The following is a 25,156-nucleotide window of genomic DNA, read 5'->3' on the forward strand; positions in this document are numbered from 1 at the left end:
ACGCGGATGCCGATAAGAACATGTGCGGATAAACGGACTGCCGATTCCCTGGCCGGCAAGCGGGTAAAGGAGTTCCAGTCATTCGAACGCCAAGCCGCCAAGGCATTGACCAAGCTCCAGGCGGCCACCCGGCTGATGGATCTCCGGCACCCTCCATCCAACCGCTTCGAAGCGTTGGGCGGAGAGAGGAAAGGCCAATACAGCATCCGCATCAACGACCAGTGGCGCATCTGTTTCCGCTGGGCCGTGGTTGGCGACGCTCAGGCTGATGCCGATCTCCTGACTGTCCCGGGGGAGCCCTACGACGTCGCAATCGCCGATTACCACTGAGGTTGCCATGAGCCATTCCGCCACCGACAATCTGCCGCCCATTCATCCCGGCGAGTTCCTGCGCGACGAGTTGGAGGCGCTGGGCCTGAGCGCCCGGCGCTTTGCCGAGCATATCGGCGTGCCGCCCAACGCGGTGACGGAGATCATGAACGGCGAGCGCCGGATCACCGCCCCGATGGCGCTGAGGCTGGGCAAGGCCTTCGGAACCGACGCCCGCTATTGGACCAACCTGCAAAGCATCTTCGAGACCAAGGTCGCGCGGGCGGAGATCGGCGACGCGCTCGACGCCATCCAGCCGCTGCCGCATCTGGGCAAGGCAGCCTAATTCCCCGCCCCGCGCATGAGGCGCAGATAGTCGAGCACGCGGGCGGTGCGCCAGTCGGGGTCGGCCCAGCAGCCGGCTTCCCGGGCGCGGCGGCAGGCGGCGACCGCCTCCAGCCGGGGCTGGCCGGTCAGCGGGCGCAGGTCGGCGGGGATGGTGGCAAGGCAGGCGGCGGCGAGATCCACCGGCGGGGCGGGGCCGGACTCCAGCCAGCGTTCGGCATCCCGGAAGCGGTCGCGGCACATCAGCGCGATCATGTAGTCGCAGGCCGATTGCAGGCCGGGCGCCAGCCGGCCGGGGCTGACCGACAGGACCGGCAGCAGCGGCGCCAGCGTCGGCGCCAGATGGTTGGCGTAGAGCGTCGCCCCCCAATAGCGCTCCGCCGTCCGGCGGAAATGGTCGAGGTCGCGCACCGGCACCAGTCCGGACTCCCCGATGGGCAGGATTTCCACCTTCGGCTTGGTGACCACCACCGTGTCGTTCGAGACGTCGACATAGAGCGCGCCGACCTGCAGCGCGTTCTGGAAATACTGGTCGCGCAGCACGCCCCAGACGCTTTGCAGCACGCCGCCTTCCCCAACGAAGGCGTGCAGCGCGCGTTCCACTGGGCCGGCCGGCTGGGCCAGACGCTGCGACAGTCGGGCGAAGAGGTCACGGGTGATCTCCTCGCAGCGGCCATAGGGATAGGGCTTGCCGCCGGCCGGCGGCAGGCCGGCGAGCGCCCGGTCGCTTTCCCCGCGCAAGGCCAGGAAATAGCCGTACAGAGCCTCGGGGTCACCGCCCAGATGGCGGGCGGTCAGTGCCGACTGACGGTCGTCCACCGGGGCGATCTGCTGGGGCAGGAGGGACGGGAAGTGCGGCGTCATGGCGGGCGGGGTCCGTCGTTTTCAGGGAAGTTGGCACCCTTGGCCGTCCCAGCGCCAGAATTTCCGATCCCCGGCACCCATGCGGGACCCGGGGGTTGCGCAAAGCTGCGCCGGCCGTCACACATTTGGCTGCCGCAGGCGGAACAGCCGTCCGGGCGGTCCAGTCCTTAGAAGCGTCTATACGGAACGGCATGATGAGCACAGCGGACACCTCGCCCGATCTCCAGGCGCCCGACATCCAGTCTCTGGAAAGCGCCTATCGCGGCCGTAGCGCGCGGGTGGCGGTGGTCGGGCTCGGCTATGTCGGGCTGCCGCTGGCCCTGGCGCTGACCGGGGCCGGCTTCGCGGTCACCGGCTTCGACATCGACCCGGCCAAGGCGGCGGCGCTGAACGGCGGACGCTCCTACATTCGGCAGATCGCCGACGGCCGCGTCGCCGAAGCGGTGGCGACCGGGCGGTTCCGGGCGACGATCGACGCCGACGAGTTCGCCGCCTGCGACGCCGTGATCGTCTGCGTCCCCACCCCGCTGTCGCCGCAGCGCGAGCCCGATCTGAGCTTCGTCGAGGCCTCCACCCGGCTGATCCGCGACCGGCTGCGCCGGGGCCAGCTGGTGGTTCTGGAATCGACCACCTGGCCCGGCACCACCGACGAGGTGATGCGGCCGATCCTGGAGGAGACCGGGCTGGTCAGCGGGCGCGACTTCTTTCTGGCCTATTCGCCCGAGCGCGAGGATCCCGGCAACATCAGCTTCACCACCAGCACCATCCCCAAGGTGGTCGGCGGCGACGACGAGGGCGCGCGGCGGCTGGCGGTGGCGCTCTACGAGCAGGTGGTGCCGCAGGTGGTGCCGGTGTCCGGCACGCGGGCGGCGGAGGCGACCAAGTTGACCGAGAACATCTTCCGCTCCGTCAACATCGCCTTGGTGAACGAGCTGAAGATCGTCTTCGAGCCGATGGGCATCGACATCTGGGAGGTGATCGAGGCGGCGAAGACCAAGCCCTTCGGCTTCATGCCCTTCTATCCCGGTCCCGGGCTGGGCGGCCACTGCATCCCCATCGACCCCTTCTATCTGACCTGGAAGGCGCGCGAGTACCAGATCTCCACCCGCTTCATCGAACTGGCGGGAGAGGTCAACACGATGATGCCGCGCCATGTGGTGGACCGGCTCGCCCTGGCGCTCGACCGCCGCGCCGGCATCGGGTTGAGCCGGGCGCGCATCCTGTTGGTCGGCATGGCCTACAAGAAGAACGTCGACGACAGCCGGGAATCGCCAGGGCTGCGGCTGATGGAGATGCTGCTGGAGCGCGGGGCGGCGGTCGAATACCACGACCCCTTCATCCCGGTGCTGCCGGTCACCCGCGAGCATGCGGCGCTTGCCGGCCGGACCTCCATCACCTGGACGGCGGAGCGGCTTGCCGGCTTCGACGCTGCGGTGATCGTCACCGACCATGACGGCATCGACTATCACAGCCTCGCCGCCCACTGCCCGTTGGTGGTCGACACCCGCAACGCCATGCGCGCCGTCGAGGGCTTCGCCGGCCGCATCGTGAAGGCTTGAGGGAAAGACCCACGGGAGGAGGGCGGGCCGCCTCCTTCCCGCGGGCCGGCTCCGGTGATCAGAGTTCTTCCTCGCCCCCGAAATCGCTGCCGAAATCGCCCCAGCCGCTGTCCTCGACCGCCTGTTCGGCATGGTCGGTGGCGGCGGTCGCCGCGTCGGTGGCCGCACCGGCGGCCTCGGCAGCCACGGCTTCGCCGCCGGAGAGCATGCCGGACAGCGCGCTGCCGATCAGCATGCCGCCGGCCACGCCGGCCGCCGTCTGCATGGCCCCGGCCATGAAGCCGCCGCCGGCCCGCGGCTGCTGGGCATAGCCGGCGACGCGCGGGTCGCCATAGGCAGGGGCGCCGGCAGCGGCAGCCGGACGGCTCCAGGGCGAACCCGGCGGCATGGCGGCCTGGGCGGCGGCGGGATGCTGGTACTGGGGCTGGGATTGGGGCTGGGATTGAGGCTGGGCGGCCGGCCGGCCGCCGCCGAACAGGCTGCCGAACAGGCCGCCACCGCCGGACTGGGCCGGAGCGGCGGGGCGCTCGCGCAGCTGGCGCTCCAGCTCCTCGTTGCGGCCTTGCGAGGCGGCAAGCGCCTGTTCCATCATCACGATGGCCTGGGCCATCAGATAGGGGGCGGCCGGCTGGCGGGCGATGCGCTCGCGGATCAGCGCCTCGGCCTCGGGATCGCGCGGGCCGGATTGCGCCTCGGCCTGATGCAGCTTGGCGAACAGGTCGTCGATGATCTGGCGTTCGGTCTGGTCCATGGCGATGATCATTCTCATGAAATGGTTGCGGGAAAGGTCCCACTGTCGGCGACGACGCCCCAAAGGGGCGCAAGCCTGTCACCCCGGAGAGGCGCAAGCCGAAGAGGCATGAGGCTGCGGCCGCGCGCCGGAGGAGCGGCGTGCGTCGGGCAGGCGTCGGAAGCGGGAAGGGCCGGGATCGGGGGCTGGTGTTCCGAAGGGGTCGGGGAAAAGGACATCGCTCCCTCCAAGTGCGGTCACGCCCGTCGGCGCAAAAGCAGGTGAAGAGATCCGACATCGCGACCACGTCTAAGTCGCCAGAGGGGCCCGGATCCAAGTGATGAGCACGTGGCCCCGTCCCGCTTTCCTGTCAAGACGGCGCCCGAACAATTTCCCCCCGAAAGGAGCCGGCGACGGGCCGACCTTGTCGTGACGATTCCTCCCCTCCTATAAGGAGGATGGCAACATTGCAGGAAGCCCTGGTCGCGGCGCTGGATCATCAGGAGGCCGAGCGCTTCGCCAAGGCCGACCTCCTGTATCGCCGCATCCTCGCGGCCTCGCCCGGCCATCCCTATGCGCTTCACCTGTGGGGCATCCTAGCGGCGCTGACCGGGCAGCCGGACGAGGCGATGGACCGGATCCGCCGCGCCATCGCCGCCGCGCCCGACATCGCCGATTTCCACGTCAATCTGGCACGGATCGAGGCCGCGCTGAACCGACCGGACCGCGCCGCCCGCCTCTACGCCAACGCCGTCGCCCTGCAGCCGGAGGCGGTTGAGACGCGCTTCCAGCTGGCCGGGCTTCTGCAGGATCTGGGACGGCCGGCCGAGGCAAAGGAGCAATATGGCGCCCTGCTGACGGTGGCGCCGCTCCACGCCAGCATCCACCTGAACCGCGCGCTGCTGCGCGAGGCGCAGGGGCGGTTCGCCGGGGCGCGGGACGGCTTCTGCGCGGCGCTGGTGCTGGAGCCGGCGCATGCCAAGGCGCTGCTGCGGCTCGCCGCCATGGAGCGGGAACTGGGGCGGGGCGGGGCCGCCCTGGCCGTCCAGCGCCAGGCGATGGCCGTCTCGGATGATCCGGCGGATGCCGGGCTGTTCTCGACCCTCGCCAGCCTGTTGGCGGGGGAGGGGCTGCCGGAACAGGCCGCGGAGGCCGCGCGCATCGCCGTGGCGCTCGCCCCCAGCGATCCGGCCTTGTGGAACGAGCTTGCCAACCGGCTGAAGGGGCTGGGGCGGATTGCGGATTCGGTGGCCGGCTATGGCCGCGGGCTGGGCCTGCTGCCGGGGGGCCCCGGCAGCCTGCCGCGCCCGATGCGCCGCCGGATCGAGGATTTCGCCGGCCGCCAGCCCGCCTTCCTGAAGGCCGATCCGGATTGGGTGGCCGAGCTGCGGCGGCGTCTTGAGGATGGCCGGGGAGACGGGCGCCGGCTGGTCGGGCTTTCCTGGAGCAGCAAGAATGCCGCCGTCGGGCATCTGCGCTCCATTCCGCTCGGCCGGCTGGCGAAAGCGCTGGAGCGGCCGGACGTGAGGCTGGTCAGCCTGCAATATGGCGACGTCGCCGCGGAGGTCGCCGCCGCCGACGTCGCCGATCCGGGACTGGACGCCTGGAGCGACATCGACGGGCTGGCGGCGCTGATCGCCGCCATGGACCTGGTGGTGTCGGTCGACAACTCGACCGTCCATCTGGCTGGCGGGCTGGGGCGTCCGGCCTGGGCGCTGCTTCCCCATGCCGCCGATTGGCGCTGGATGCAGGGGCGCCATGACACGGTATGGTATCCGTCGGTCCGGCTGTTCCGGCAGGACAGGGCGGGCGAGTGGGACGGCGTGCTGCGCGATCTGCGCGAGGCGCTTGATCCGGCTTAAGCGGCAAGGATACGCATAGGAAAAGCCCCGACCACTCGCTTGAGCGATCAGGGCCTCCTGTCCAACCCAACGCTGCCTAGGCCGAAAAACGTCGCTATCAGACGGCGAACAGGCTGCTCAACCCTACGTCATGAACACCAGCCAGGGTCACCGACCAGGAGCTTCCTGCCAGCTTGATGGTGGTGTCGACAATTCCATCACCGGTGACGTCGGCCTCAATCATGCTGAAGGCCGTGTTGAACTCAGCCGAAGACAGGCTGTCCAACCCGGTAAAGGCCAACGTGTCGGAGCCGGGCTGAAAGTTGTTGATGACAAAGGCAGTGTTGTCCGTTGCCGCCACGTCCAGCGTGCTCGATGCAGAGATGGAGGAGGTCGCCGTCAGATCCGACACATAATAGCGGGTCTTGGCACCATTTCCGGTCCCAACCGTATAGGCTGTCGACGAGAAGGTCAGGTCACTTCCCTCCACCGTGATCGTGTTCGTTTGGGAGTTCTGGTGCCATGCTGTGCTGACAGCTCCATCACCGTTGAGATCCTGGCCGAGGCTGGCGAGTGAACGCACCCAGTCACCGTACTGCTGGGAGAACGCATTCTGGTCGGTGGGCGGTGCACCGCTGTAGGTCAGCGTCGTGGTGCTGGAAATGGTGGAGGTGGAACGGGTTACCGTAAAGCCAAAGGCATACTCGTCCTTGACCGCGTCCAGATCAAAGCCCTGCAAGGCATCAACAGTCACCGCTCCATCGGTGACGCCATAGCTGAGCGAGACGGCGCCGTTGTAATTGGCGTCCGGGTTGAAGGTCCAGGTGCCGTTGCCGTTGTCGGTCACCGTACCGTGCGACGCGGTGAGGTTGGTCACGCTCAGCACATCACCGTCAACGTCGCTGTAGCCTTGGAGCAGGTCGGCGGCGCTGAAGGTGTAGGCGGCATCCTCGGTGCCGGCAGCCAAAGCGGCCGGAGCGCCGCTGAGCACCGGAGCGTCGTTCTTGCCCTGGATGACAACCGTGGCCTTGGCCGTGCTCAGCGCACCATTGGCCATTCGTACGGTGTAGGTGAAGCTATCCTCGAATGTATCACCGTCGTCCAGCGCATCGAGGTTCGTGGCCGTGATGCCACTTGCGTCGTACTTGATGGTACCGTCGGCGTTGATGCTGATCGTCGCACCACTCGTCAAAGTGACGGTGTTGGCACCGGAGGCCAAGTTCAGCGTCGTCTGCTCCTGATACAGCGACCAGATGCGGGCGGACCCCGGGTCGTTGGCCAGCACGTTCAGGCTTGCGATACGGGAATCTTCGGTGACCTGACCCTGGCTGAACGCATCGTCCTTCGCCGCACCCGTCTGAACCGCCACTTTCACCGAAGTCTGAGCCGCCATCGCCCTATTCCTTTTTGGTTGAGTCCCGAGTCGACGCCCGTCTTCGCCATCGCGCCGATTGGAAATATTAGAAATTTTTTTATATAAAATTAAAGACAAATTTGATTTCTATTCTGCAACAAGCCCTTCCTTCTTGGTTAAGAACGAGCAACAAGATACAATGCTTCGTTTTTCTTTGGCGATTGATTCGTTTTTTCGAATACTCTGTAACATTGCTTTTCTGCCTGGAAACTTTATTTCGCGCGCCCTTGGCCGATTTGAAAACCCGCTCTCCGTTCCGTTGAGGGCGGCAGGCCGCTTGCCTTTTCCCACATTAAGAACATATTGCGAACATCTTCAAGGGAGAGGGAAGCCTCCACGGTGGATGACGCGCTGCTCGACAAGCTCGAAATTCTCGCCGACGCGGCGAAGTACGACGCCTCCTGCGCGTCGTCGGGGGCGAAGCGGCGGACGGGCGGGCCGGACGGCATCGGCTCGACCACCGGGGCCGGCATCTGCCACGCCTATACGCCGGACGGGCGCTGCGTCTCGCTGCTCAAGATCCTGCTGACCAACTACTGCCTGTTCGACTGCGCCTACTGCATCAATCGCCGCTCATCCAACGTGCGCCGCGCGCGGTTCAGCGTCGACGAGGTGGTTCAGCTGACGCTGGGCTTTTACAAGCGCAACTGCATCGAGGGGCTGTTCCTGTCCTCCGGCATCATCCGCTCGCCCGATTACACGATGGAGCAGCTGATGCTGGTGGCGCGCACGCTGCGGCGCGATCATGGCTTCGCCGGCTACATCCACCTGAAGACGATACCGGAGGCCAGCCCCTGGCTGATCGAGCAGGCCGGGCTGTGGGCCGACCGGCTGTCGATCAATCTGGAACTCGCCTCCGACCGCAGCCTGAAGGAGTTCGCGCCGGAGAAAGACGGCACCGCGATCAAGGCGGTGATGGGACAGGTCGGCGAACGCATCCTGGAGGCCAAGGAGGAGAAGCGGCGTTTCTCCCCCGCCGGGCAGAGCACCCAGATGATCGTCGGCGCCGACGCCTCCACCGACCTGTCGGTGCTGGAGACCAGCGACACACTCTATCGCCGCTATGGGCTGCGGCGGGTCTATTATTCCGCCTTCAGCCCGATCCCGGAGGCGAGTTCCGCCCTGCCGGCCAAGCCGCCGCCACTGCAGCGCGAGAACCGGCTGTACCAGGCCGACTGGCTGCTGCGCTATTACGGCTTCACGGTGGAGGAGATCGCCGCCGGGGGCGAGGGCGGGATGCTGGATCTGGGCATCGACCCCAAGCTGGCCTGGGCGCTGAAGAACCGCGAGCGTTTCCCGGTCGACGTCAACAGCGCCGACCGCGAGATGCTGCTGCGCGTGCCGGGGCTGGGGGCGCGGGCGGTCGACAAGATCGTCGAGGCGCGGCGCCACACCAATTTGCGGCTGGAGGATGTGGCGCGGCTGTCGTCGGGTCTGAAGCGGGCACGCGCCTTCCTGATCGCCGCCGACCACCATCCGGGCGGGCTGACCGACCGCGCCGACCTGCGGCAACGGCTGGTGGCGCCGCCCAAGCAGCTCAGCCTGTTCTGAGGGGCCGGGTCATGCATCGTGTGGATCTAAAGGACGGCGCCGACCTGGACGGCTTCCGCCGCGCGCTGCGCGGGCTGGTCGCGTTGGGCGCCGATCCGGACGACGTGGTGTGGAGCGTCGGGGCGGCACCGTCGCTGTTCGGGGATATGGCTCCGCTGCCGGCGGACGCGCCGCCGGTGTCGCTGCCGCGGCCGGTGGGGGCGCTGATCGAAAGCGTGGTCTGCCACCGCGATCCGGAACGCTACGCCCTGCTGCACCGGCTGGTCTGGCGGGTGCTGCGGGGGGAGCGCGACATGCTCGACCACCATGCCGATCCGCTGGTGCACCGGCTGGCGCTGCTCGACAAGGCGGTGCGGCGCGACCTGCACAAGATGCACGCCTTCCTGCGCTTCCGCGAGGTGAGGGATCCGGATGGGGCTGAGCGTTACGTCGCGTGGTTCGAGCCGGACCATTTCATCGTCGAGGCCACCGCCCCCTTCTTCATCGAGCGCTTCGAAAGTCTGGTCTGGACCATCCTGACGCCGGTGGGCTCGCTGCAGTGGGACCGGCGCTCGCTGACCGTCGGGCCGGCGGCTTTGAGGCCGGAGGGGCTCGACCGCGACGACCGCTTCGCCGAGGGTTGGCAGCGCTATTACGAGAGCACCTTCAACCCGGCACGGGTGAACCCCACGGCGATGCGGGCGGAGATGCCGCGGAAATACTGGGCCAATTTGCCGGAAGCGGCGGCGATCCCAGCCATGATCCGTTCCGCGCCTGCGCGGGTGCAGGCGATGATCGAGGCGGAAGCCGCCGCCCCCCGCCGCCGCAACCCCGACAAGGCCGTCGCCGCCATGGCCCGGCAGGAGCCGGCGACGCTGGCCGAGCTGAACCGCATCATCCTGGCGGCGGATCCGCTGGTGCCGGGGGCGACGCAGGCCGTGCTGGGCGAGGGGCCGGAAGGGGCCGCCATCGCCATCGTCGGCGAGCAGCCCGGCGACCAGGAGGACATGGAGGGCCGCCCCTTCGTCGGTCCCGCCGGCCAACTGCTGAGCCGCGCGCTGGAGGAGGCCGGGATTGAGCGCGGCGCCGCCTACCTGACCAACGCGGTCAAGCATTTCAAGTTCGTCGCCCGCGGCAAGCGCCGCCTGCACCAGTCGCCGACCGCCGGCGAGGTGAAGCATTACCGCTGGTGGCTGATGAAGGAGCTGTCCTTCGTCCGCCCGCGTCTGGTGGTGACACTGGGCGCCACCGCCGCCCTGGCGCTCACCGGGCGCAGCGTGTCGGTCCTGCGGGAGCGCGGGCCGATGGGGTTCGGCGACTGGAACGGCTTCGTCACCGTCCACCCGTCCTACCTGCTGCGCCTGCCGGCCGGGGAGGCGACGGAAAAGGCCTATCAGGACTTCGTCGCCGACCTGCGACGGGCGCGGGAGATGGTGGAAAGGGCCGGTTGACGGCCTCTTCTGGTATGATCGAGTATTCCATGAGGAGCAGTCATGACCGAGGTCGAACGTCTGATCATCACCTTGCTGGCCGCCCTGCAGCGCCAGGAATTCGCGTCGCTGAAGGCGGACATCGACCGGGGTATGACCGATCTGGCCGACAGACGCCTGACGGACTTCGATGCTGACCGGATCGTCGAACGAGGGAAAGCATTATCCGTCCGCTCCCGCTCCACCTGACCGAGGCGGCCGTCAGTGAAAAACAACGCCCTCAGCCCCGCTCCGGAAACAGCCCGAGCAGCCCGTCGCGCGTGGCGGGGCAGACGCCGCGTTCGGTGATCAGGCCGGTCACCAGCCGCGCCGGGGTGACGTCGAAGGCGTAATTGGCGACCGGGCTGCCGTCGGGGGTGACGCGCACCGTCTCGATCCGGCCGTCGGCGGTGCGGCCGGTCAGCTCGCTCACCTCGCGGCCGTCGCGCTCCTCGATGGGGATCTCCCGCACGCCGTCGGCGATGGTCCAGTCGATGGTCGGCGAGGGCAGTCCGACATAGAAGGGCACACCGTTGTCGTGCGCGGCCAACGCCTTCAGATAGGTGCCGATCTTGTTGCAGACGTCGCCGGTCGCGGTGGTGCGGTCGGTGCCGACGATGCACAGGTCGACCTTGCCATGCTGCATCAGATGGCCGCCGACATTGTCGGCGATGACGGTGTGGGGGACGCCGTGGTGCTTCAGCTCCCAAGCGGTCAGGCTGGCGCCCTGGTTGCGCGGCCGCGTCTCGTCCACCCAGACATGCAGAGGGATGCCCTGCTCGAAGGCGGCATAGACGGGGGCGAGCGCCGTGCCCCAATCGACGGTGGCGAGCCAGCCGGCGTTGCAGTGGGTCAGCACGTTCACCGGCTCGCCCGGCTTTTTGCACGCCGCCGCGGCGCGGATCAAGGCCGCGCCATGCAAGCCGATGGAGCGGTTGATCCCCACATCCTCGTCGGCGATGCAGGCTGCCTCCGCCTCGGCGGCCTCGACGCGCCGGGCCTCCGGCAGCGGGGCCAGCAGGCCGCGCATGCGCTCCAGCGCCCAGCGCAGGTTGACCGCGGTCGGACGGGTCGCCAGCAGGGTGGCGCAGGCCCGCTCCAGCCCGCGGTCGCTGGCGTCGGCGCGCAGGGCGAGCGCCACGCCATAGGCCGCCGCCGCGCCGATCAGCGGGGCGCCGCGCACCAGCATGGCGCGGATGGCGTGGGCCGCCTCCTCCAGGCTGGTCAGGCGGACGACGGCGAAGTCGTGCGGCAGCCGGGTCTGGTCGATGATGGCGACGGCACCCTCGCCGTCCGGCCAGATGGTGCGGTAGGCCGTCCCGTCGATCCGCATGACATGACACTCCGTCCAAAGCCTGGGCAGCGAGATTAGGTGGTGGATGGCCCGGCATCAATGCACTTGTGACGGGAGGCCGCAGCCCCACAGTCGCTGGATGCGGCACCATGCAGGTCATGGGAGACGTCTTCGGGAATGCCCGCATGTCGTGCAATATCCGATGAATTTTCCACCTGCCGCCCGAGGTCCGCTGTTGCATTCTCCCGGTGTGCCCGAAATAGTCCCTCAGCTTCAGCGGAGAGAGCGGGACATGAGCAACGGTGCAGTTGGCGAAACGGTTCTGGGCGTGATCGGCGGCAGCGGCCTGTACGACATCGACGGGCTGGAGAACACCCGCTGGGTCAAAGTGACGACCCCCTTCGGCGACCCGTCAGACGAGCTGCTGACCGGCGAGCTGGCGGGGCAGAAGCTGGTCTTCCTGCCGCGCCACGGCCGCGGCCACCGCATCCCGCCGTCGGAGCTGAATTTCCGCGCCAACATCCACGCCCTGAAGCAGTTGGGCGTGACCGAGATCCTGTCGGTGTCGGCGGTCGGCTCGCTGAAGGAGCATCTGCCGCCGGGCAGCTTCGTGGTGATCGACCAGTTCATCGACCGCACCTTCGCCCGCGACAAGACCTTCTTCGGCAGCGGGCTGGTCGCCCATGTGGCGCTGGGCCATCCGGTCTGCGGCCGGCTGGGCGACCTGATCGAAGAGGCGCTGGTCGAGCTGGACATCCCGCACCAGCGGCGCGGCACCTACATGGTGATGGAGGGGCCGCAATTCTCCACCGTCGCCGAATCGAACCTCTACCGCAGCTGGGGCTGCGACGTCATCGGCATGACCAACATGCCGGAGGCCAAGCTCGCCCGCGAGGCGGAGATGTGCTACGCGACCGTCGCCATGGTCACCGATTACGACTGCTGGCACGAGGGGCACGACCATGTGTCGGTCGATGCGGTGATCAAGGTGGTGGTCGCCAATGCCGGCAGGGCCCGCTCGCTGGTCTCGGCCCTGGCGCCGAAGGTGGCGGGGCGCGAGGGTGCGTGCACCCAGGGCTGCCACACCGCCCTCGACAACGCCATCATGACCGCCCCCTCCCACCGCGACCCGGCGATGCTGGAAAAGCTGTCGCTGATCGTGAAGCGCACGCTCGGCTGATCCGCCGCGGGAGAGGGGCCAGGGGAGAAGGAACGGAGCGGGCCTATCAGGACTTCGTCGCCGACCTGCGGCGGGCGCGGGCGAAGTTTGGAGATGTGTGCATCCCGTAGCCGCCCTGACCATCTGGGCGGCCTGCTCGCCGGCTTCGTGTCGGCATCCTTCAGGGTCAGGCGGCGCGGATGCCGCTCAGGAAGGTTTCCACCTCCTGCCGCAGCAGTTCGGACTGGCGCGCCAGTTCGCCCGAGGCGCCCAGCACCTGGCTGGCCGCAGCGCCGGTCTGGGCCGCCGCCTCGCTGACGCCGCCGATGTTGGCGCTGACCGACGCGGTGCCGCTGGAGGCCTCCTGAACGTTGCGGGCGATTTCGGCCGTCGCCGCGCCCTGTTCCTCGATGGCGGAGGCGATGGAGGTGGCAACCTCGCTGATCGTCGCGATGGTCCGGCTGATGCCGCCGATCGCCTGGGCCGCGCCGTTGGTGGCGCCCTGCATCGAGGCGATCTGGGTGCCGATGTCCTCGGTCGCCTTGGCCGTCTGGTTGGCGAGGCTCTTCACCTCCGACGCCACGACGGCGAAGCCCTTGCCGGCCTCCCCGGCGCGCGCCGCCTCGATGGTGGCGTTCAGCGCCAGCAGGTTGGTCTGGGTGGCGATGTTGTTGATCATCTGGACGATCTCGCCGATGCGCTGCGCCTGCTCGACCAGCCCCTGGACCTGGGCGTTGGTCTGCTGCGCCTCGCCAACCGCCTGGTCGGCGATGGCGGTGGAGCGCGACACCTGCCCGCTGATCTCGGTGATGGAGGCGGTCAGCTCCTCCGTCGCCGCCGCGACGGCCTGGACGTTGGACGAGGCATCGACCGCCGTTCCGGCCGCGGCGGACGCGCGGGCATTGGTCTGTTCGGCGATGCCCGACATGCTGTGCGCCGTCTGGCTCAGCTCGGTTGCGGCGGAGGACAGGGTGCGCAGGATGCCGCCCACGGTCGCTTCGAAGCGGCGGACCAGCCGGTCGACCTCCGCCGCGCGGCGTTCCTTGGCGGCACGCTCGGCCGCCTGCTCCGCCTCCAGCCGGTCGGCGGTCTGCAGAGCGTCGCGGAAGGTGACGACCGCGGTGGCCATGGCGCCGACCTCGTCGCCGCGCGCCGCGTCCGACAGGTCGACGCCGTAGTCCTTGCGGGCAAGGCGTCCCATGCTCGCCGTCAGGCGGGCCAGCGGCTCCACGACGCTGCGGCGGGCGATCACCAGGGAGAGCAGGGCGCCGACGAGGATGCCGATCAGCCCGACCGCCGCCACGGTGACCTTCACGAAGCTCTCGGTCTCCTCCACCGCGTCGGTGAGTTGGGCGATCCGCTCCGTCCCCGTCTCGATGATCGGATCGGTCAGGTCCGAGGCCGCGCGCTCGCTGCTGCGCACATCGCTGCGGAACAGGGCGGCGGCGGCCTCGCGCTGCCCCGCCAGGGCGAGGTCGCGCGTCTTGGCCAGCGCGTCCATGACCTTGGCCTGCAGCGGGCCGATCCGGCCGGCGGCGGGATTGCCCGACGCGGCGAGAAGCCGGTCGAGCCGGCGGTTCTTCTCCGCCATTTCGTCGATGCGTGCGCCGAACCGCTCGCCGATGGCCGCCTGGGTCGCGGCATCTTCGGAAATGAGGTTCAGGGCGTCGCGCTGCAGGGAACGGCTGATCGACCGCAGTTCCGACGCGGTCAGGACCATCCGGTCCATCTGGATGAGAGCCTGGTTGGCGGAGGCGATGCGGTTCAGCCCCCACACGGAGGTGGCGCCGATGGCGGCCGAGACAGTGGACAGGACCAGAACCGGCAGCAGGATCTTGCTGGAAAGTTTCATCACACTCTCGTGGGGGCGGAACGGGCGGCCGGGAGGTCACTCCACCGGCGCAAAAGAAATGAATTGCCATGGTAGCGTTAACAAAACGCCATACGGGGATATGCAAAATATAGGGGAAATCACTGACCGCCCGACAAATCACGGATATAAATTGTAAATTTTTTTCCTTCGCTGCCGTTCGCTTTCCGGTTCCCGTTCAATCCTGATCCTGTGCGGCACGGCGAAGAGTCCGGCCGGGAAAAGAAAAAGGGCGGCTTGGAGCCGCCCTTGGAGGTGCCATGGAGGATAAGGATCAGATCACTCCGCGCCGCCGCAGGTCCTCGATCACCTGGGCGACCATCTCGTCGGTGCCGTGTTCGCCGCCCTTCAGGGTGATCTCCGGGGCTTCCGGCGGCTCATAGGCGCTGTCGATGCCGGTGAAGTGGGGGAGCTGGCCGGATCGTGCCTTCTTGTAGAGCCCCTTGGGGTCACGGGCCTCGCAGACCTCCAGCGGCGTGTCCATGAAGATCTCCAGGAACTCGCCGTCCTCCACCAGGGTGCGCGCCATCCGGCGTTCCTCGCGGAAGGGGGAGATGAAGCTGACCAGCACGATCAGCCCAGCCTCCACCATCAGCTTCGACACCTCGGCGACGCGGCGGATGTTCTCCACCCGGTCCTCGTTGGTGAAGCCCAGATCCCGGTTCAGGCCGTGGCGGACATTGTCGCCGTCCAGGATCATGGTGCGGCGGCCGAGACGGTGCAGCTCCTGCTCCAGCCGGTCGGCGACGCTGGACTTGCCGGAGCCGGACAGGCCGGTGAACCACAGCACGCAGGGCTTCTGCAGGCCGCCCGCCCGCGCCGCCTTGTCCACCTTCGTGGCGTGGCGGTGGATGTTCGACGCCCGGCGCAGGGGGAAGCGGATCATGCCGCAGCCGGCTGTGGCGTTGGTCAGCCGGTCGATCAGGATGAAGCTGCCGGTCTCGCGGCTGTCGGCATAGGCGTCGAACGGGATCGGCCGGTCGAGCGCCAGATTGCAGAAGCCGACGTCGTTCAGGTCCAGGCTCTTGGCGGCAGCATGCTCCTGGGTGTTGACGTTGATGGCGTGCTTCAACTCCGTCACCTGGGCGCCGACCGTCGCCGTGCCGGCGCGCAGCAGATAGGAGCGGCCGGGCAAGAGCGGCTGCTCGTCCATCCACACCACGTGGGCGGCGAACTGGTCGGCCACCTCCGGCCGGCCGGCGGCGGCGACGATCATGTCGCCGCGGCTGGCGTCGACCTCGTCGGCCAACACCAGGGTGATCGCCTGCCCGGGCTCCGCCGTCTCAAGGTCGCCGTCCATGGTGACGAGGCGGGCCACCCGGCTGGTCCGGCCGCCGGGCAGGATGGCGACGTCGTCGCCGACGCGCACCGGGCCGCCGACCACCGTGCCGCTGAAGCCGCGGAAGTCCTGGTTCGGCCGGTTCACCCACTGCACCGCCATGCGGAAGGAGCCGAGCTTCCGCTCCGCCGCGGCATCCACGCTCTCCAGATGGCCGAGCAGGGTGGGGCCGCCGTACCAGCCTATGGCATCCGACGGCTTGGTGACGTTGTCGCCGGTGAGCGCGGAGACCGGGATGCAGGTGACCTCGGTGATGCCGATGCGCGCCGCGAAGACGCGGTAGTCGGCGGCGATGCGCTCGAAGGTCTCGCGGTCCCAGCCGACGGCGTCCATCTTGTTGACCGCCAGCACGACATGGCGCACGCCCAAGAGCGAGACGATGGTGCTGTGGCGCCGGGTCTGGGTCAGCACGCCCTTGCGCGCGTCGACCAGCAGCACCGCGGCGTCGGCGGTGGACGCGCCGGTGACCATGTTGCGGGTGTACTGCTCGTGGCCCGGCGTGTCGGCGACGATGAACTTGCGGCGCTCGGTGGTGAAGAAGCGGTAGGCGACGTCGATGGTGATGCCCTGCTCGCGCTCCGCCGCCAGCCCGTCGACCAGCAGCGCAAGGTCGAGCTGGCCGGCGCCGGTGGTGCCGAAGCGGCCGGAGTCCGTCTCCAGGCTGGCCAGCTGGTCCTCGAAGAGGCATTTGCAGTCGTAGAGCAGCCGGCCGATCAGCGTCGACTTGCCGTCGTCCACCGACCCGCAGGTGATGAAGCGCAGCAGATCCTTGCTGTTCTGGCGGGCCAGGTACTCCTGCACTTCCCTATCGGCATCGGGGGCCGCGGCATCGGCGGGAGTGATGTCGGCGACGGTGATGGCGGCGGGATCGAGTTCCTTCAGCATCAGAAGTAGCCTTCCTGCTTCTTCGCTTCCATGGAAGCGGCGGCGTCCTGGTCGATCACGCGGCCCTGCCGTTCCGAACTGGTGGACAGCAGCATCTCGCGGATGATCTCGGGCAGGGTGGCGGCGGTGCTGCGCACGGCCCCGGTCAGCGGATAGCAGCCGAGCGTGCGGAAGCGCACCCAGGCCATCTCCGGCGTCTCGCCGGGCTTCAGCGGCATGCGGTCGTCATCGACCATGATGAGCGTGCCGTCGCGCTCCACCACCGGACGCGGCTTGGCGAAATAGAGGGGGACGACCGGGATGTTCTCCTGGTGGATGTATTGCCAGATGTCCAGCTCGGTCCAGTTCGACAGCGGGAAGACGCGGATGCTCTCGCCCTTGTTGATCCGGCCGTTGTAGAGGCTCCACAGCTCCGGCCGCTGGTTCTTCGGCTCCCAGCGGTGGGAGGCGGTGCGGAAGGAGAAGATGCGCTCCTTGGCGCGGCTCTTCTCCTCGTCGCGGCGCGCCCCGCCGAAGGCGGCGTCGAAGCCGTGGGCGTCGAGCGCCTGCTTCAGCGACTGGGTCTTCATCACGTCGGTGTGGACGGCCGAACCGTGGGTGAAGGGGCCGATGCCCTGGCGCACGCCCTCCTGGTTGATGTGGACCATCAGGTCGATGCCCAGCTCCCGCGCCGTGCGGTCGCGGAACTCGATCATCTCCCGGAACTTCCAGGTCGTGTCGACATGCAGCAGCGGGAAGGGCGGCTTCGACGGATGGAAGGCCTTCATCGCCAGATGCAGCAGCACCGAGCTGTCCTTGCCCACCGAATAGAGCATGACCGGCTTCTGGAACTGGGCCGCCACCTCACGCATGATGTGGATGCTCTCCGCCTCCAGCCGCTGGAGGTGGGTGAGGCGGGCCGGCGTGGTCAGGATGGCGGGCAAGCTGTCCTCAGAACCGGGTGCGGAAGCGGGGACGGAACCGGGAAGCTCCCTGGCCGCGGGGCGGGGGGCGAGCAATGGATCAAGCAGCATAGCCGGCCTTCTTCTGCATGTCTCCGGCCACGGCGTCGAACACGGTCCGACGCTTGCGCGGCCAGTCGATCTGGCGCTTCGACGGGTCGAAGCCTTCGGGTTTCTTGACGGGTGTCCAGCTGACCTCGCCATCGCGGCGCGAGACGCGGGACGATCCCAGGATGGGCAGGTCGCCGATCCGCTCGAACGGATAGCGCTCCTCGTTCAGGTCCAGGAAGCGCAGCAGGTCGCGGGCGGTGCCGTCGGGGGAGGCCACCGCGTCCTCGAAGCGGACCAGACGGCAGGCGTCGGCGCTCATCCGGCTCTGCGCCTCCAGCGCCGCCTCGGTGCCGAAGCTCCATTCGCGGCAGACGTCGGCGAAGGTGCGGCCGAGGAAGCGCAGCGGCCAAGTGTCGATGGTCGACTGCACGGCGCGCTTGCCGTCGCGGAGCACGATCAGGCAGCGTTCCGTCGGGAACAGGTAGGGGAAATAGCGCATCATCCGGGTGTGCGGCGACTTGATCAGCACCGTCTTGTCCGCCGGGAATTCGGCTTCGATGCGACGGAGGAAGCCGCTGACCATATAGCAAAAGGTTTCCAGATCGCCGAACGACTCCCGGTTGCGCTGATAGAGGCGCAGGAAGCGCCCCTCATAGATGCGCGCGTCCTCCACCGTGTTCAGGAAGGGAAGCTCCCGGACGCCGTAGGGGTTGACCACCACGTCGGGATGCAGCTCCAGCAGGCTCTGGAGATAGTTGGTGCCGCTGCGCGGCATCACCCCGTGCAGGAAGACGATGCGGGGGGTGGCGCGAGGAGTGGCACCGGCGGCATCCGGCGCGATCCCGCGGACCGCCTGGGCGACGGAGCGCAGATGACGCGCGTTCTCCTCCGTGAACCAGGGATCAAAGAAGCTCGATCTTTCCGTGCTGGGAAGTCTAAGAAGCCGCTTTCCAACAAAACCGATCTCTTTTTGAAGACGATGAACCGCACCATCACCGAAATGATTTCTTAATGATGTGGCATAGTGATCGGCTGTCAGAGTCTTTGCATTCCAAAACACAACGGCCTCCTTTTGCGTCACCGCTCTGCCGGGCACTCCGGTTTTTCCCGGTCTTCGGCAATCGGTGCGTCTTTCCTGCAAATCGGGCAATCGCCGCCTCTCAGGGCTAGTTATGGCCATATCTGATGGGCTTTTTTAGCTCTAATCCGGATCTAACCCCATGGGCTTATAAAGTTGCCGATGCGACCCCCAATGGTGGATCTCGCATCGGATAGCAACCTCATGACAAGGCATGTCCCTATCCTGCGAATAGGAAAGTCACGTTTGATTTCAACTTCAAATTTACTGATACGCATAGGACACAGAACTCCGTCGCTGCCTGTGGCATTAGCCCGGATAGTGCCGTCCTCCCAAATGTTTACTGTGGATTTTTCTTTCGTGATAACGGAAATCCCTGCGCAGAGTCACCATCTCTCCGATATTTCGAGTAAACGGAGGAAACCGAAGGTCTGTTCCCCCCCCTGCTCTTTTTCAGGAGAGTCCACCCGGCCGGCCGGTCCCGCTGCCGCCCCTCCGGTGCCGGGGATGCTTTCGCTTGAACGCCGCCGGGGCGGGGGGTATGGTCGGCCGGCCGCAGACGGGGAATACTTTAAATTGCTTAACTCTCAGTCGAGAAACCCTACGGTGGCGGGTTTCGGCGCCAGTCCCTTTGCCCTTTTCCAGACCGCCTGGCATCACAGGTCCCTGATCCTGCGGTTGGCCCGGCGGGAGATCGACGCGCGGTACCGCGGCTCCATGTTGGGCATCGTTTGGGCGGTGCTGAACCCGATCCTGATGCTGGCGGTCTACACCTTCGTCTTCTCGGTGGTGTTCCGCGCCCGCTGGGGCACGCCCGACGGAGCGGCGGGGGAGAGCAACACCGAATTCGCCCTGCTGCTGTTTTCCGGCCTGATCCTCTTCAACGTGCTGGGCGAATGCCTGAACCGGGCGCCCGGGCTGCTGCTGGAGAATGTCAGCTACATCAAGAAGGTGGTCTTCCCGCTGGAGATCCTGCCGCTGGTGTCGCTGGCCGTCGCCCTGTTCAACGCCGGCATCGGCTTTCTCATCCTGGTGGTCTTCCATCTGGCCGTGGCCGGACTGCCACCGCTGACGGCGCTGCTGCTGCCGCTGGTGCTGGCGCCCTTGTGCCTGACCACGCTGGGGCTGAGCTGGTTCTTCGCCGCCGCCGGCGTCTTCCTGCGCGACCTGCGGCAGGTGGTGGGGGTGGCCGTCACCATACTGATGTTCCTGAGCCCGATCTTCTATCCGATGAGCGCCATCCCCGAGCGCTTCCGCGCCATCCTGCACCTGAACCCGATGACCGCGATCCTGGAGCAGTCGAAGGACCTGCTGTTCTGGGGCCGCGTCCCGTCGCCGGTGGAATGGGGGCTGGCGATGCTGGGCTCCTGGGCGGTGGCCTGGCTCGGCTATCTCTGGTTCATGAAGACCCGCCGGGGGTTTGCCGATGTCGTCTGAGATCAAAGCTCCCGCCGCGGCGGCTGAAACGTCCCCTGCCGAAGCCCCCACCGGCTCCGCGTCCCAAGCCCCCGTCGTCATCCGCGCCGAGGGGCTGGGCAAGGCCTACGCCATCTTCAAGCGCCCGCAGGACCGGCTGAAGCAGATGCTGGTGCGCGGCCGGCGCAAATATTACGACGAGTACTGGGCGTTGCGCGGCGTTGACCTGGAGGTCCGCCGCGGCGAGACGGTCGGGCTGATCGGCCGCAACGGCTCGGGCAAGTCGACCTTCCTGCAACTGCTCTGCGGCACTTTGACGCCGACCTCCGGCCGCATCGCCGTCGATGGCCGGATCGCGGCGCTGCTGGAGCTGGGCGCCGGCTTCAACCCGGAATTCACCGGCCGCGAGAACGTCTATCTCGCCGCCTCGGTGCTGGGGCTGTCGAACGAGCAGATCGCCCAGCGCTACGACTCCATCGCCGAGTTTGCAGGCATCGGCGACTTCATCGAACAGCCGGTGAAGCTCTATTCCAGCGGCATGTACGCCCGCCTCGCCTTCGCGGTGGCGGCCCATGTCGATGCCGACATCATGATCGTCGACGAGATCCTGGCGGTCGGCGACGCCTCCTTCACCCAGAAATGCATGCGCTTCATCCACCGCTTCAAGGAGCGCGGCACCCTGTTCTTCGTGTCGCATGACACGGGGCAGGTGGTGAACCTCTGCGATCGGGTGGTGTGGCTGGACAACGGGTCGGTGCGGGCGGTTGGCCCGGCCAAGGAGGTCTGCCACGATTACCTCGCCGCGCTGTACAGCGACCAGGACACCTCCCGCGGCTTCCGCATCGGCGGCGCCCGGCAGGCGCTGCCCCAGGCCAAGCGCGAGGAGCCGGTGGAGGACGCTCGCGCCGAGCTGCTGAAATCCTCCCAGCACCGCAACGCCATCGAAATCTTCGATTTCGATCCCAACGCCCCCTGGTTCGGCGAGCGCGGGGCCAGCATCACCAGCGTCCGGCTCCTCGACAGCGGCGGCACGCCGCTGAGCACGCTGGAGGGCGGCGAGGAGATCGTCCTGGAGGTGGCCTGCCACGCCGAAAAGGATCTGTTCCAGCCCATCGTCGGCTTCTACGTCCGCGACCGGCTGGGTCAGAATCTGTTCGGCGACAACACCCATCTCACCTATCAGCTCGACCCCATCCGCGTGGTGGCGGGACAGGATTTCGCCGCCCGCTTCCGTTTCCAACTGCCCTATCTGCCGAGTGGCGACTTCTCCATCACCGTCGCGATCGCCGAAGGCACGCAGAACGACCATGTGCAGCATCACTGGATCGAGGACGCGCTGTTCTTCAAGGTCCATTCCAGCCATGTGGTGCAGGGGCTGGTCGGCATCCCGATGCTGAACATCTCCATCGACACGCTGGCCGGCGACACGCAGGCCGGCCCAGCCTGATGCGGCCCCATTTGATGCGACCCGGCCTGATGCGGCAATGACGCAAGACCTTGTGCAACTTGCGGGCCCGCCCGCGGCCGGCCGGGGGTCCAGGTTGACAGGGCTGGGGTTTGGCGATAAGCCACAGCATCTTGTGGTCTCTTGTCATTGCTGCCGGCCGCCGTGCCGATCAGCCGAATGCGTGAGAACTCCGTCGGGATTGGACAGGCCTTCAAGACGCCATGGCGCCACGCAACACAAAGCCGCCCCGCCTGTCGGCTTCCCGGCGCAGCAGCCAGCTTGATACCCCGCCAACCGTGACCAGCAGCGCCCTTTCCCCCGCCGCCGATGCGGCGGGCCGGGACGGCGCCGCCACGGATGGGGCTCCCACCGCGATGCCCCTCATTGTGCACAGCAGCCCCGAAGACCAGCCGGATATGCAGCATCAGATGCCCGATTCGACCCTCAGCCCCCACCCCGCCGACCATGCCGGGGACCGCCCTGAGACGCGGCCGCTGGATCTGCAGGCCCTCTACACGCCCATCACGCTGAGCGAACCGAACCGGCTCGTCTTCCCGCCGCCCTGGATCGGCCACATCCCCTTCGCCTTCTGGATCATCGAGGCCCTGCGGCCCACGTCGCTGGTGGAGCTGGGCACCCACAGCGGCAACTCCTACTGCGCGTTCCTGCAGGCGATCGCCGCCTGCGGCCTGTCGACCTCCTGCTATGCGGTCGACACCTGGGAAGGCGACCCCCATGCCGGGCTCTACGGCGACGACGTCTATGAGGATCTGCGCGCGCACCACGACGCCGCCTATGCCGGCTTCTCGCGCCTGCTGCGGATGACCTTCGACCAGGCGCTGGAGTATTTCCCCGACGCCAGCATCGACCTGCTGCACATCGACGGCCTGCACACCTACGAGGCGGTCGGCCAGGACTTCCGCAGCTGGCTGCCGAAAATGAGCGGCCGTGGGCTGGTGCTGTTCCACGACATCAACGTGCGCGAGCGCGGCTTCGGCGTCTGGCAGGTGTGGGAGGAAGTCAGCGCCGCCTATCCCTCCTTCTCCTTCCTGCACTCCAACGGCCTGGGCGTGGCTTATGTCGGCAAGCCCGAGGCGATGCCGCCCGCCTTGCGCTGGTTGTTCGAGGTCGCCGGCGAGCGCGAGCGGCTGGCCCTGGTCCGCCGCCATTTCGACCGGCTGGGGCAGGGGCTGATCGACCGCTTCTGGGCGCAGCACCGGCTGAAGCAGATCGGCGACTACACCAAGCATGCCGACGCCCTGTCCGCACAGGTCGCCGACCGCGAGGCGACGATCGAGCGGCTGACCGGCTGGGTCGCCGAGCGCGACACCGACCTCCGCGCGCTGCAGGCCCATGCCGCCGACACCGACCGGCAGCTCCATCTGCTGATGGACGCGCTGGGCGAGCGCGAGCATCAGCTCGCCGAGGCCGAGGCCGAGGCGGAGCGCCAGACGGCCGAGGTCCAGCGCCAGACGGCCCATGCCTGCGCGCTTCAGGACGAGCTGGCGCGCCAGACCCACCGGCTGGAGGCGATGGAACGCTCGACCTCCTGGCGGGCCACCGCCGGCCTGCGCTGGGCGAGCACGCGCTCGCGCACCGCCATCGTCAAGGCGCGCTTCATCGTCGGTATCTCCCGCCGCGCCCTGCCGATGCTGCTGAGCCAGCCCGAGTGCCGGCACCAGACCCTGGAGTCCGTGCGCCGCGAGGGCCTGCGCCCGGCATGGCGCCGGATCATCCAGCAGGTCCAGGGCAGCCGGACGCCGGTCCTGGCCCCGGCGGCGCTGGAGGCTCCCTCCTTCCCCGAGGTCGCCCGCCCGATCGAGATCGACCACAGCGTGGCCGTGCCTTTCGGCCACCGCCCGCCGCTCGCCGTCGATCCCAGCGGTACCCCTCCGACCGTCGCCGTCGTCTGCCACTTGTTCCACGAGAATCTCGCGGTGGAGTTCCGCCGCTATTTCCTGAACATCCCCGTTCCGGCCGACCTGTTCCTCTCGACCTCCGACCCCTTCAAAAAGTCGGTGATCGAGAAGGCCTTCTCCGGCTGGGACCGCGGCAGGGTCGAGGTCCGCGTCACCCCCAACCGCGGGCGGGACATCGCGCCCAAGCTGCTGGGCTTCCGCGACGTCTACGACCGCTACGAGCTGGTCTTGCACCTGCACTCCAAGCAGTCCGACCATGCCTCGGTGCTGGCCAACTGGCGCGGCCAGCTGCTGGAGACCCTGCTGGGCTCGCCGGAGATCGTGGAGAGCATCATCGGCGCCTTCGTCCAGCGCCCCGATCTCGGCATGATCGCCTCCCAGCATTTCGAGCCGGTGCGCCACTGGATCAACTGGGGCAACAACTTCCCCTACGCCGCCAAACTGATGGCGCGGCTGGGGCGGTCGCTGAGCGAGACCCAGGTGCTGGATTTCCCCTCGGGCTCGATGTTCTGGGCGCGCTCGGCCGCGCTGAAGCCGCTGCTCGACCTCGACCTGTCCTATGAGGATTTCGCCGAGGAGCGCGGCCAGATCGACGGCACGCTCGCCCACGCCATCGAGCGCACCTACTACCATGTCTGCGAAACCGCCGGCTTCGGCTGGATCAAGGTCGCCGTCCCGGACCTGTTCCCCAGCACGCCGGCGATCGCGCCGATCAACAGCCCGGCCGACCTCGACCGCTTTATCGTCGAGCATGGGCTCAAGCTCACCGGCAGCGAGCTGCCGGCCCCGCGCTCCGTCCATCCGACTCCGATCGCCCAGCCCGACCCGGCGCTGATCGACCGGCGCAGCGCCAAGGCCCTCGGCCTCGACAACGCGGTCGCACCGGCCGTCGTCGCCGTCGGCATCGTCACCTACAACAACGACGAGGCCGCCGTCCGCCGCATCGTCGAAAGCACCCGCCTTGCCCTGGTCGAAGCCGGCTGCCCAACCGACGGCCGCATCCTGGTCATCGACAACGGCGCCTCGACCGCGGCGACGACGGCCGGCGATCCCGCCATCCACCGCCTGGACAGTGCGGGCAACATCGGCTTCGGCGCCGGCCACAACCGCCTGATGGCCGCCGCTTTCGCCGCAGGCGCCGATCATTACATCGCCGCCAACCCCGACGGCGCCTTCCACCCGCAGGCGGTTCTGGCGCTGCTGCGCATGATGCAGGCCCAGCAGGACCGCGCCCTGATCGAGGCCCTGCAGTTCCCGGTCGAGCATCCCAAGCCCTACGACCCCTTCACCTTCGAGACCCCCTGGCTGTCGGGCGCCTGCCTGATGATCCCGCGCCGGGCCTTCGAGGAGCTGGGCGGCTTCGACGAATCCTTCTTCATGTATTGCGAGGATGTGGATCTGTCCTGGCGGGCGCGGGCCAACGGCTTCGTCCTGCTCAGCTGCCCGGCCGCCCTGTTCCTGCACGAGGTGACCAACCGGCCGCGCAATCCGACGGTTCTGCGCATGATCCACGAGTCCGGCATGCTGCTGGCGCGCAAATGGGGGGCGCCGCCGGCCTTCCACAGCTGGGTCGGCGGCGAGCTGCGCGGGCTCGGCCATCCGCCGCCGGAGACGCAGCCGGAACCGGTGCCCGCCGATTGGCGGCGCTACGCCGATTTCTCACATCACTTCAGCTTCGCGAAGGCCCGCTGGTAAG

20 protein-coding genes are annotated in these 25,156 nt (G+C 67.9%); 12 read left to right on the plus strand and 8 right to left on the minus strand.

What is annotated here, in order from left to right:
* The first annotated feature begins 6 nt into the window (after positions 1–6).
* Positions 7–330, plus strand: coding sequence for a type II toxin-antitoxin system RelE/ParE family toxin (locus tag TSH20_RS21595; RefSeq protein ID WP_109156554.1), 324 nt, complete (start codon positions 7–9; stop codon positions 328–330).
* A gap of 7 nt (positions 331–337) precedes the next feature.
* Positions 338–655 (plus strand): HigA family addiction module antitoxin, encoded by a 318-nt coding sequence (locus tag TSH20_RS21600; RefSeq protein WP_109156553.1) that lies wholly within the window; start codon positions 338–340, stop codon positions 653–655.
* Here the strand turns inward: TSH20_RS21600 and TSH20_RS21605 are convergent.
* A complete protein-coding gene (locus tag TSH20_RS21605; RefSeq protein WP_109156552.1) occupies positions 652–1,518 on the minus strand; it encodes a hypothetical protein in 867 nt (288 codons plus the stop codon). The two genes, TSH20_RS21600 and TSH20_RS21605, sit on opposite strands and share 4 nt — an antisense overlap.
* 191 nt (positions 1,519–1,709) lie before the next feature.
* Here TSH20_RS21605 and TSH20_RS21610 point away from each other — a divergent pair, with 191 nt between their 5' ends.
* A complete protein-coding gene (locus TSH20_RS21610; RefSeq protein ID WP_282183580.1) occupies positions 1,710–3,077 on the plus strand; it encodes a nucleotide sugar dehydrogenase in 1,368 nt (455 codons plus the stop codon).
* A 58-nt stretch (positions 3,078–3,135) separates the two neighbouring features.
* Here the strand turns inward: TSH20_RS21610 and TSH20_RS21615 are convergent, their stop codons facing one another.
* Positions 3,136–3,846 (minus strand): DUF2076 domain-containing protein, encoded by a 711-nt coding sequence (locus TSH20_RS21615; RefSeq protein WP_247874504.1) that lies wholly within the window; start codon positions 3,844–3,846, stop codon positions 3,136–3,138.
* Positions 3,847–4,265: 419 nt separating this feature from the next.
* On the opposite strand from TSH20_RS21615, the gene TSH20_RS21620 reads away from it, so the two are divergent.
* Positions 4,266–5,669, plus strand: a complete 1,404-nt coding sequence (locus TSH20_RS21620; protein ID WP_109156550.1) for a tetratricopeptide repeat protein — start codon at positions 4,266–4,268, stop codon at positions 5,667–5,669.
* Positions 5,670–5,766: 97 nt separating this feature from the next.
* Here TSH20_RS21620 and TSH20_RS21625 read toward each other — a convergent pair whose 3' ends face one another.
* Positions 5,767–7,041, minus strand: coding sequence for a cadherin-like domain-containing protein (locus TSH20_RS21625; protein WP_109156549.1), 1,275 nt, complete (start codon positions 7,039–7,041; stop codon positions 5,767–5,769).
* Between the two features lie 360 nt (positions 7,042–7,401).
* Between TSH20_RS21625 and TSH20_RS21630 the strand changes: the two genes are divergently transcribed.
* The 3 genes from TSH20_RS21630 to TSH20_RS21640 are packed head-to-tail and all read left to right on the plus strand — an operon-like array spanning position 7,402 to position 10,271.
* Positions 7,402–8,613 (plus strand): putative DNA modification/repair radical SAM protein, encoded by a 1,212-nt coding sequence (locus TSH20_RS21630; protein WP_109156548.1) that lies wholly within the window; start codon positions 7,402–7,404, stop codon positions 8,611–8,613.
* 11 nt (positions 8,614–8,624) lie between these two features.
* The gene (locus tag TSH20_RS21635) at positions 8,625–10,043 is read left to right on the plus strand and encodes a UdgX family uracil-DNA binding protein (RefSeq protein ID WP_109156547.1); all 1,419 of its coding nucleotides are present in this window, start codon (positions 8,625–8,627) and stop codon (positions 10,041–10,043) included.
* A 42-nt stretch (positions 10,044–10,085) separates the two neighbouring features.
* Positions 10,086–10,271, plus strand: a complete 186-nt coding sequence (locus tag TSH20_RS21640) for a hypothetical protein (RefSeq protein ID WP_109156546.1) — start codon at positions 10,086–10,088, stop codon at positions 10,269–10,271.
* A gap of 31 nt (positions 10,272–10,302) precedes the next feature.
* Here the strand turns inward: TSH20_RS21640 and mtnA are convergent, their stop codons facing one another.
* On the minus strand, positions 10,303–11,394 hold the full coding sequence (gene mtnA / locus TSH20_RS21645) for an S-methyl-5-thioribose-1-phosphate isomerase (protein ID WP_109156545.1): 1,092 nt from the start codon (positions 11,392–11,394) through the stop codon (positions 10,303–10,305).
* Between the two features lie 253 nt (positions 11,395–11,647).
* Between mtnA and TSH20_RS21650 the strand changes: the two genes are divergently transcribed.
* Positions 11,648–12,535 carry an S-methyl-5'-thioadenosine phosphorylase gene (locus TSH20_RS21650; RefSeq protein WP_109156544.1) on the plus strand — a complete coding sequence of 296 codons (888 nt, stop codon included), beginning with the start codon at positions 11,648–11,650 and terminating at the stop codon, positions 12,533–12,535.
* 166 nt (positions 12,536–12,701) lie between these two features.
* On the opposite strand, the gene TSH20_RS21655 is transcribed toward TSH20_RS21650, so the two are convergent.
* The 4 genes from TSH20_RS21655 to TSH20_RS21670 all read right to left on the minus strand — a co-directional run bounded on the left by TSH20_RS21655 (position 12,702) and on the right by TSH20_RS21670 (position 18,375).
* Complete coding sequence (locus TSH20_RS21655) at positions 12,702–14,366, minus strand: methyl-accepting chemotaxis protein (RefSeq protein WP_109156543.1); 1,665 nt, start codon at positions 14,364–14,366, stop codon at positions 12,702–12,704.
* A gap of 292 nt (positions 14,367–14,658) precedes the next feature.
* Positions 14,659–16,608 (minus strand): sulfate adenylyltransferase subunit CysN, encoded by a 1,950-nt coding sequence (cysN, locus tag TSH20_RS21660; RefSeq protein ID WP_109156542.1) that lies wholly within the window; start codon positions 16,606–16,608, stop codon positions 14,659–14,661.
* Positions 16,608–17,621, minus strand: coding sequence for a sulfate adenylyltransferase subunit CysD (gene cysD, locus TSH20_RS21665; RefSeq protein WP_282183581.1), 1,014 nt, complete (start codon positions 17,619–17,621; stop codon positions 16,608–16,610). The genes cysN and cysD overlap by 1 nt, the downstream gene beginning before the upstream one ends.
* Positions 17,611–18,375: a sulfotransferase gene (locus tag TSH20_RS21670; RefSeq protein ID WP_247871402.1), complete on the minus strand. Its 765-nt coding sequence runs from the start codon at positions 18,373–18,375 to the stop codon at positions 17,611–17,613. The genes cysD and TSH20_RS21670 overlap by 11 nt, the downstream gene beginning before the upstream one ends.
* A gap of 6 nt (positions 18,376–18,381) precedes the next feature.
* On the opposite strand from TSH20_RS21670, the gene TSH20_RS35335 reads away from it, so the two are divergent.
* The 4 genes from TSH20_RS35335 to TSH20_RS21685 all read left to right on the plus strand — a co-directional run bounded on the left by TSH20_RS35335 (position 18,382) and on the right by TSH20_RS21685 (position 25,155).
* Positions 18,382–18,612 carry a hypothetical protein gene (locus TSH20_RS35335; RefSeq protein ID WP_199232022.1) on the plus strand — a complete coding sequence of 77 codons (231 nt, stop codon included), beginning with the start codon at positions 18,382–18,384 and terminating at the stop codon, positions 18,610–18,612.
* A 672-nt stretch (positions 18,613–19,284) separates the two neighbouring features.
* Positions 19,285–20,115, plus strand: coding sequence for an ABC transporter permease (locus TSH20_RS21675; RefSeq protein WP_109156541.1), 831 nt, complete (start codon positions 19,285–19,287; stop codon positions 20,113–20,115).
* A complete protein-coding gene (locus tag TSH20_RS21680) occupies positions 20,105–21,541 on the plus strand; it encodes an ABC transporter ATP-binding protein (protein WP_109156540.1) in 1,437 nt (478 codons plus the stop codon). The genes TSH20_RS21675 and TSH20_RS21680 overlap by 11 nt, the downstream gene beginning before the upstream one ends.
* Positions 21,542–21,969: 428 nt before the next feature.
* A complete protein-coding gene (locus TSH20_RS21685) occupies positions 21,970–25,155 on the plus strand; it encodes a rhamnan synthesis F family protein (protein ID WP_146205394.1) in 3,186 nt (1,061 codons plus the stop codon).
* The last annotated feature ends 1 nt before the right edge of the window (position 25,156 follow it).

It is taken from the genome of Azospirillum sp. TSH20 (assembly GCF_003115935.1).
In the GTDB taxonomy this organism is placed as follows: Bacteria; Pseudomonadota; Alphaproteobacteria; order Azospirillales; family Azospirillaceae; genus Azospirillum.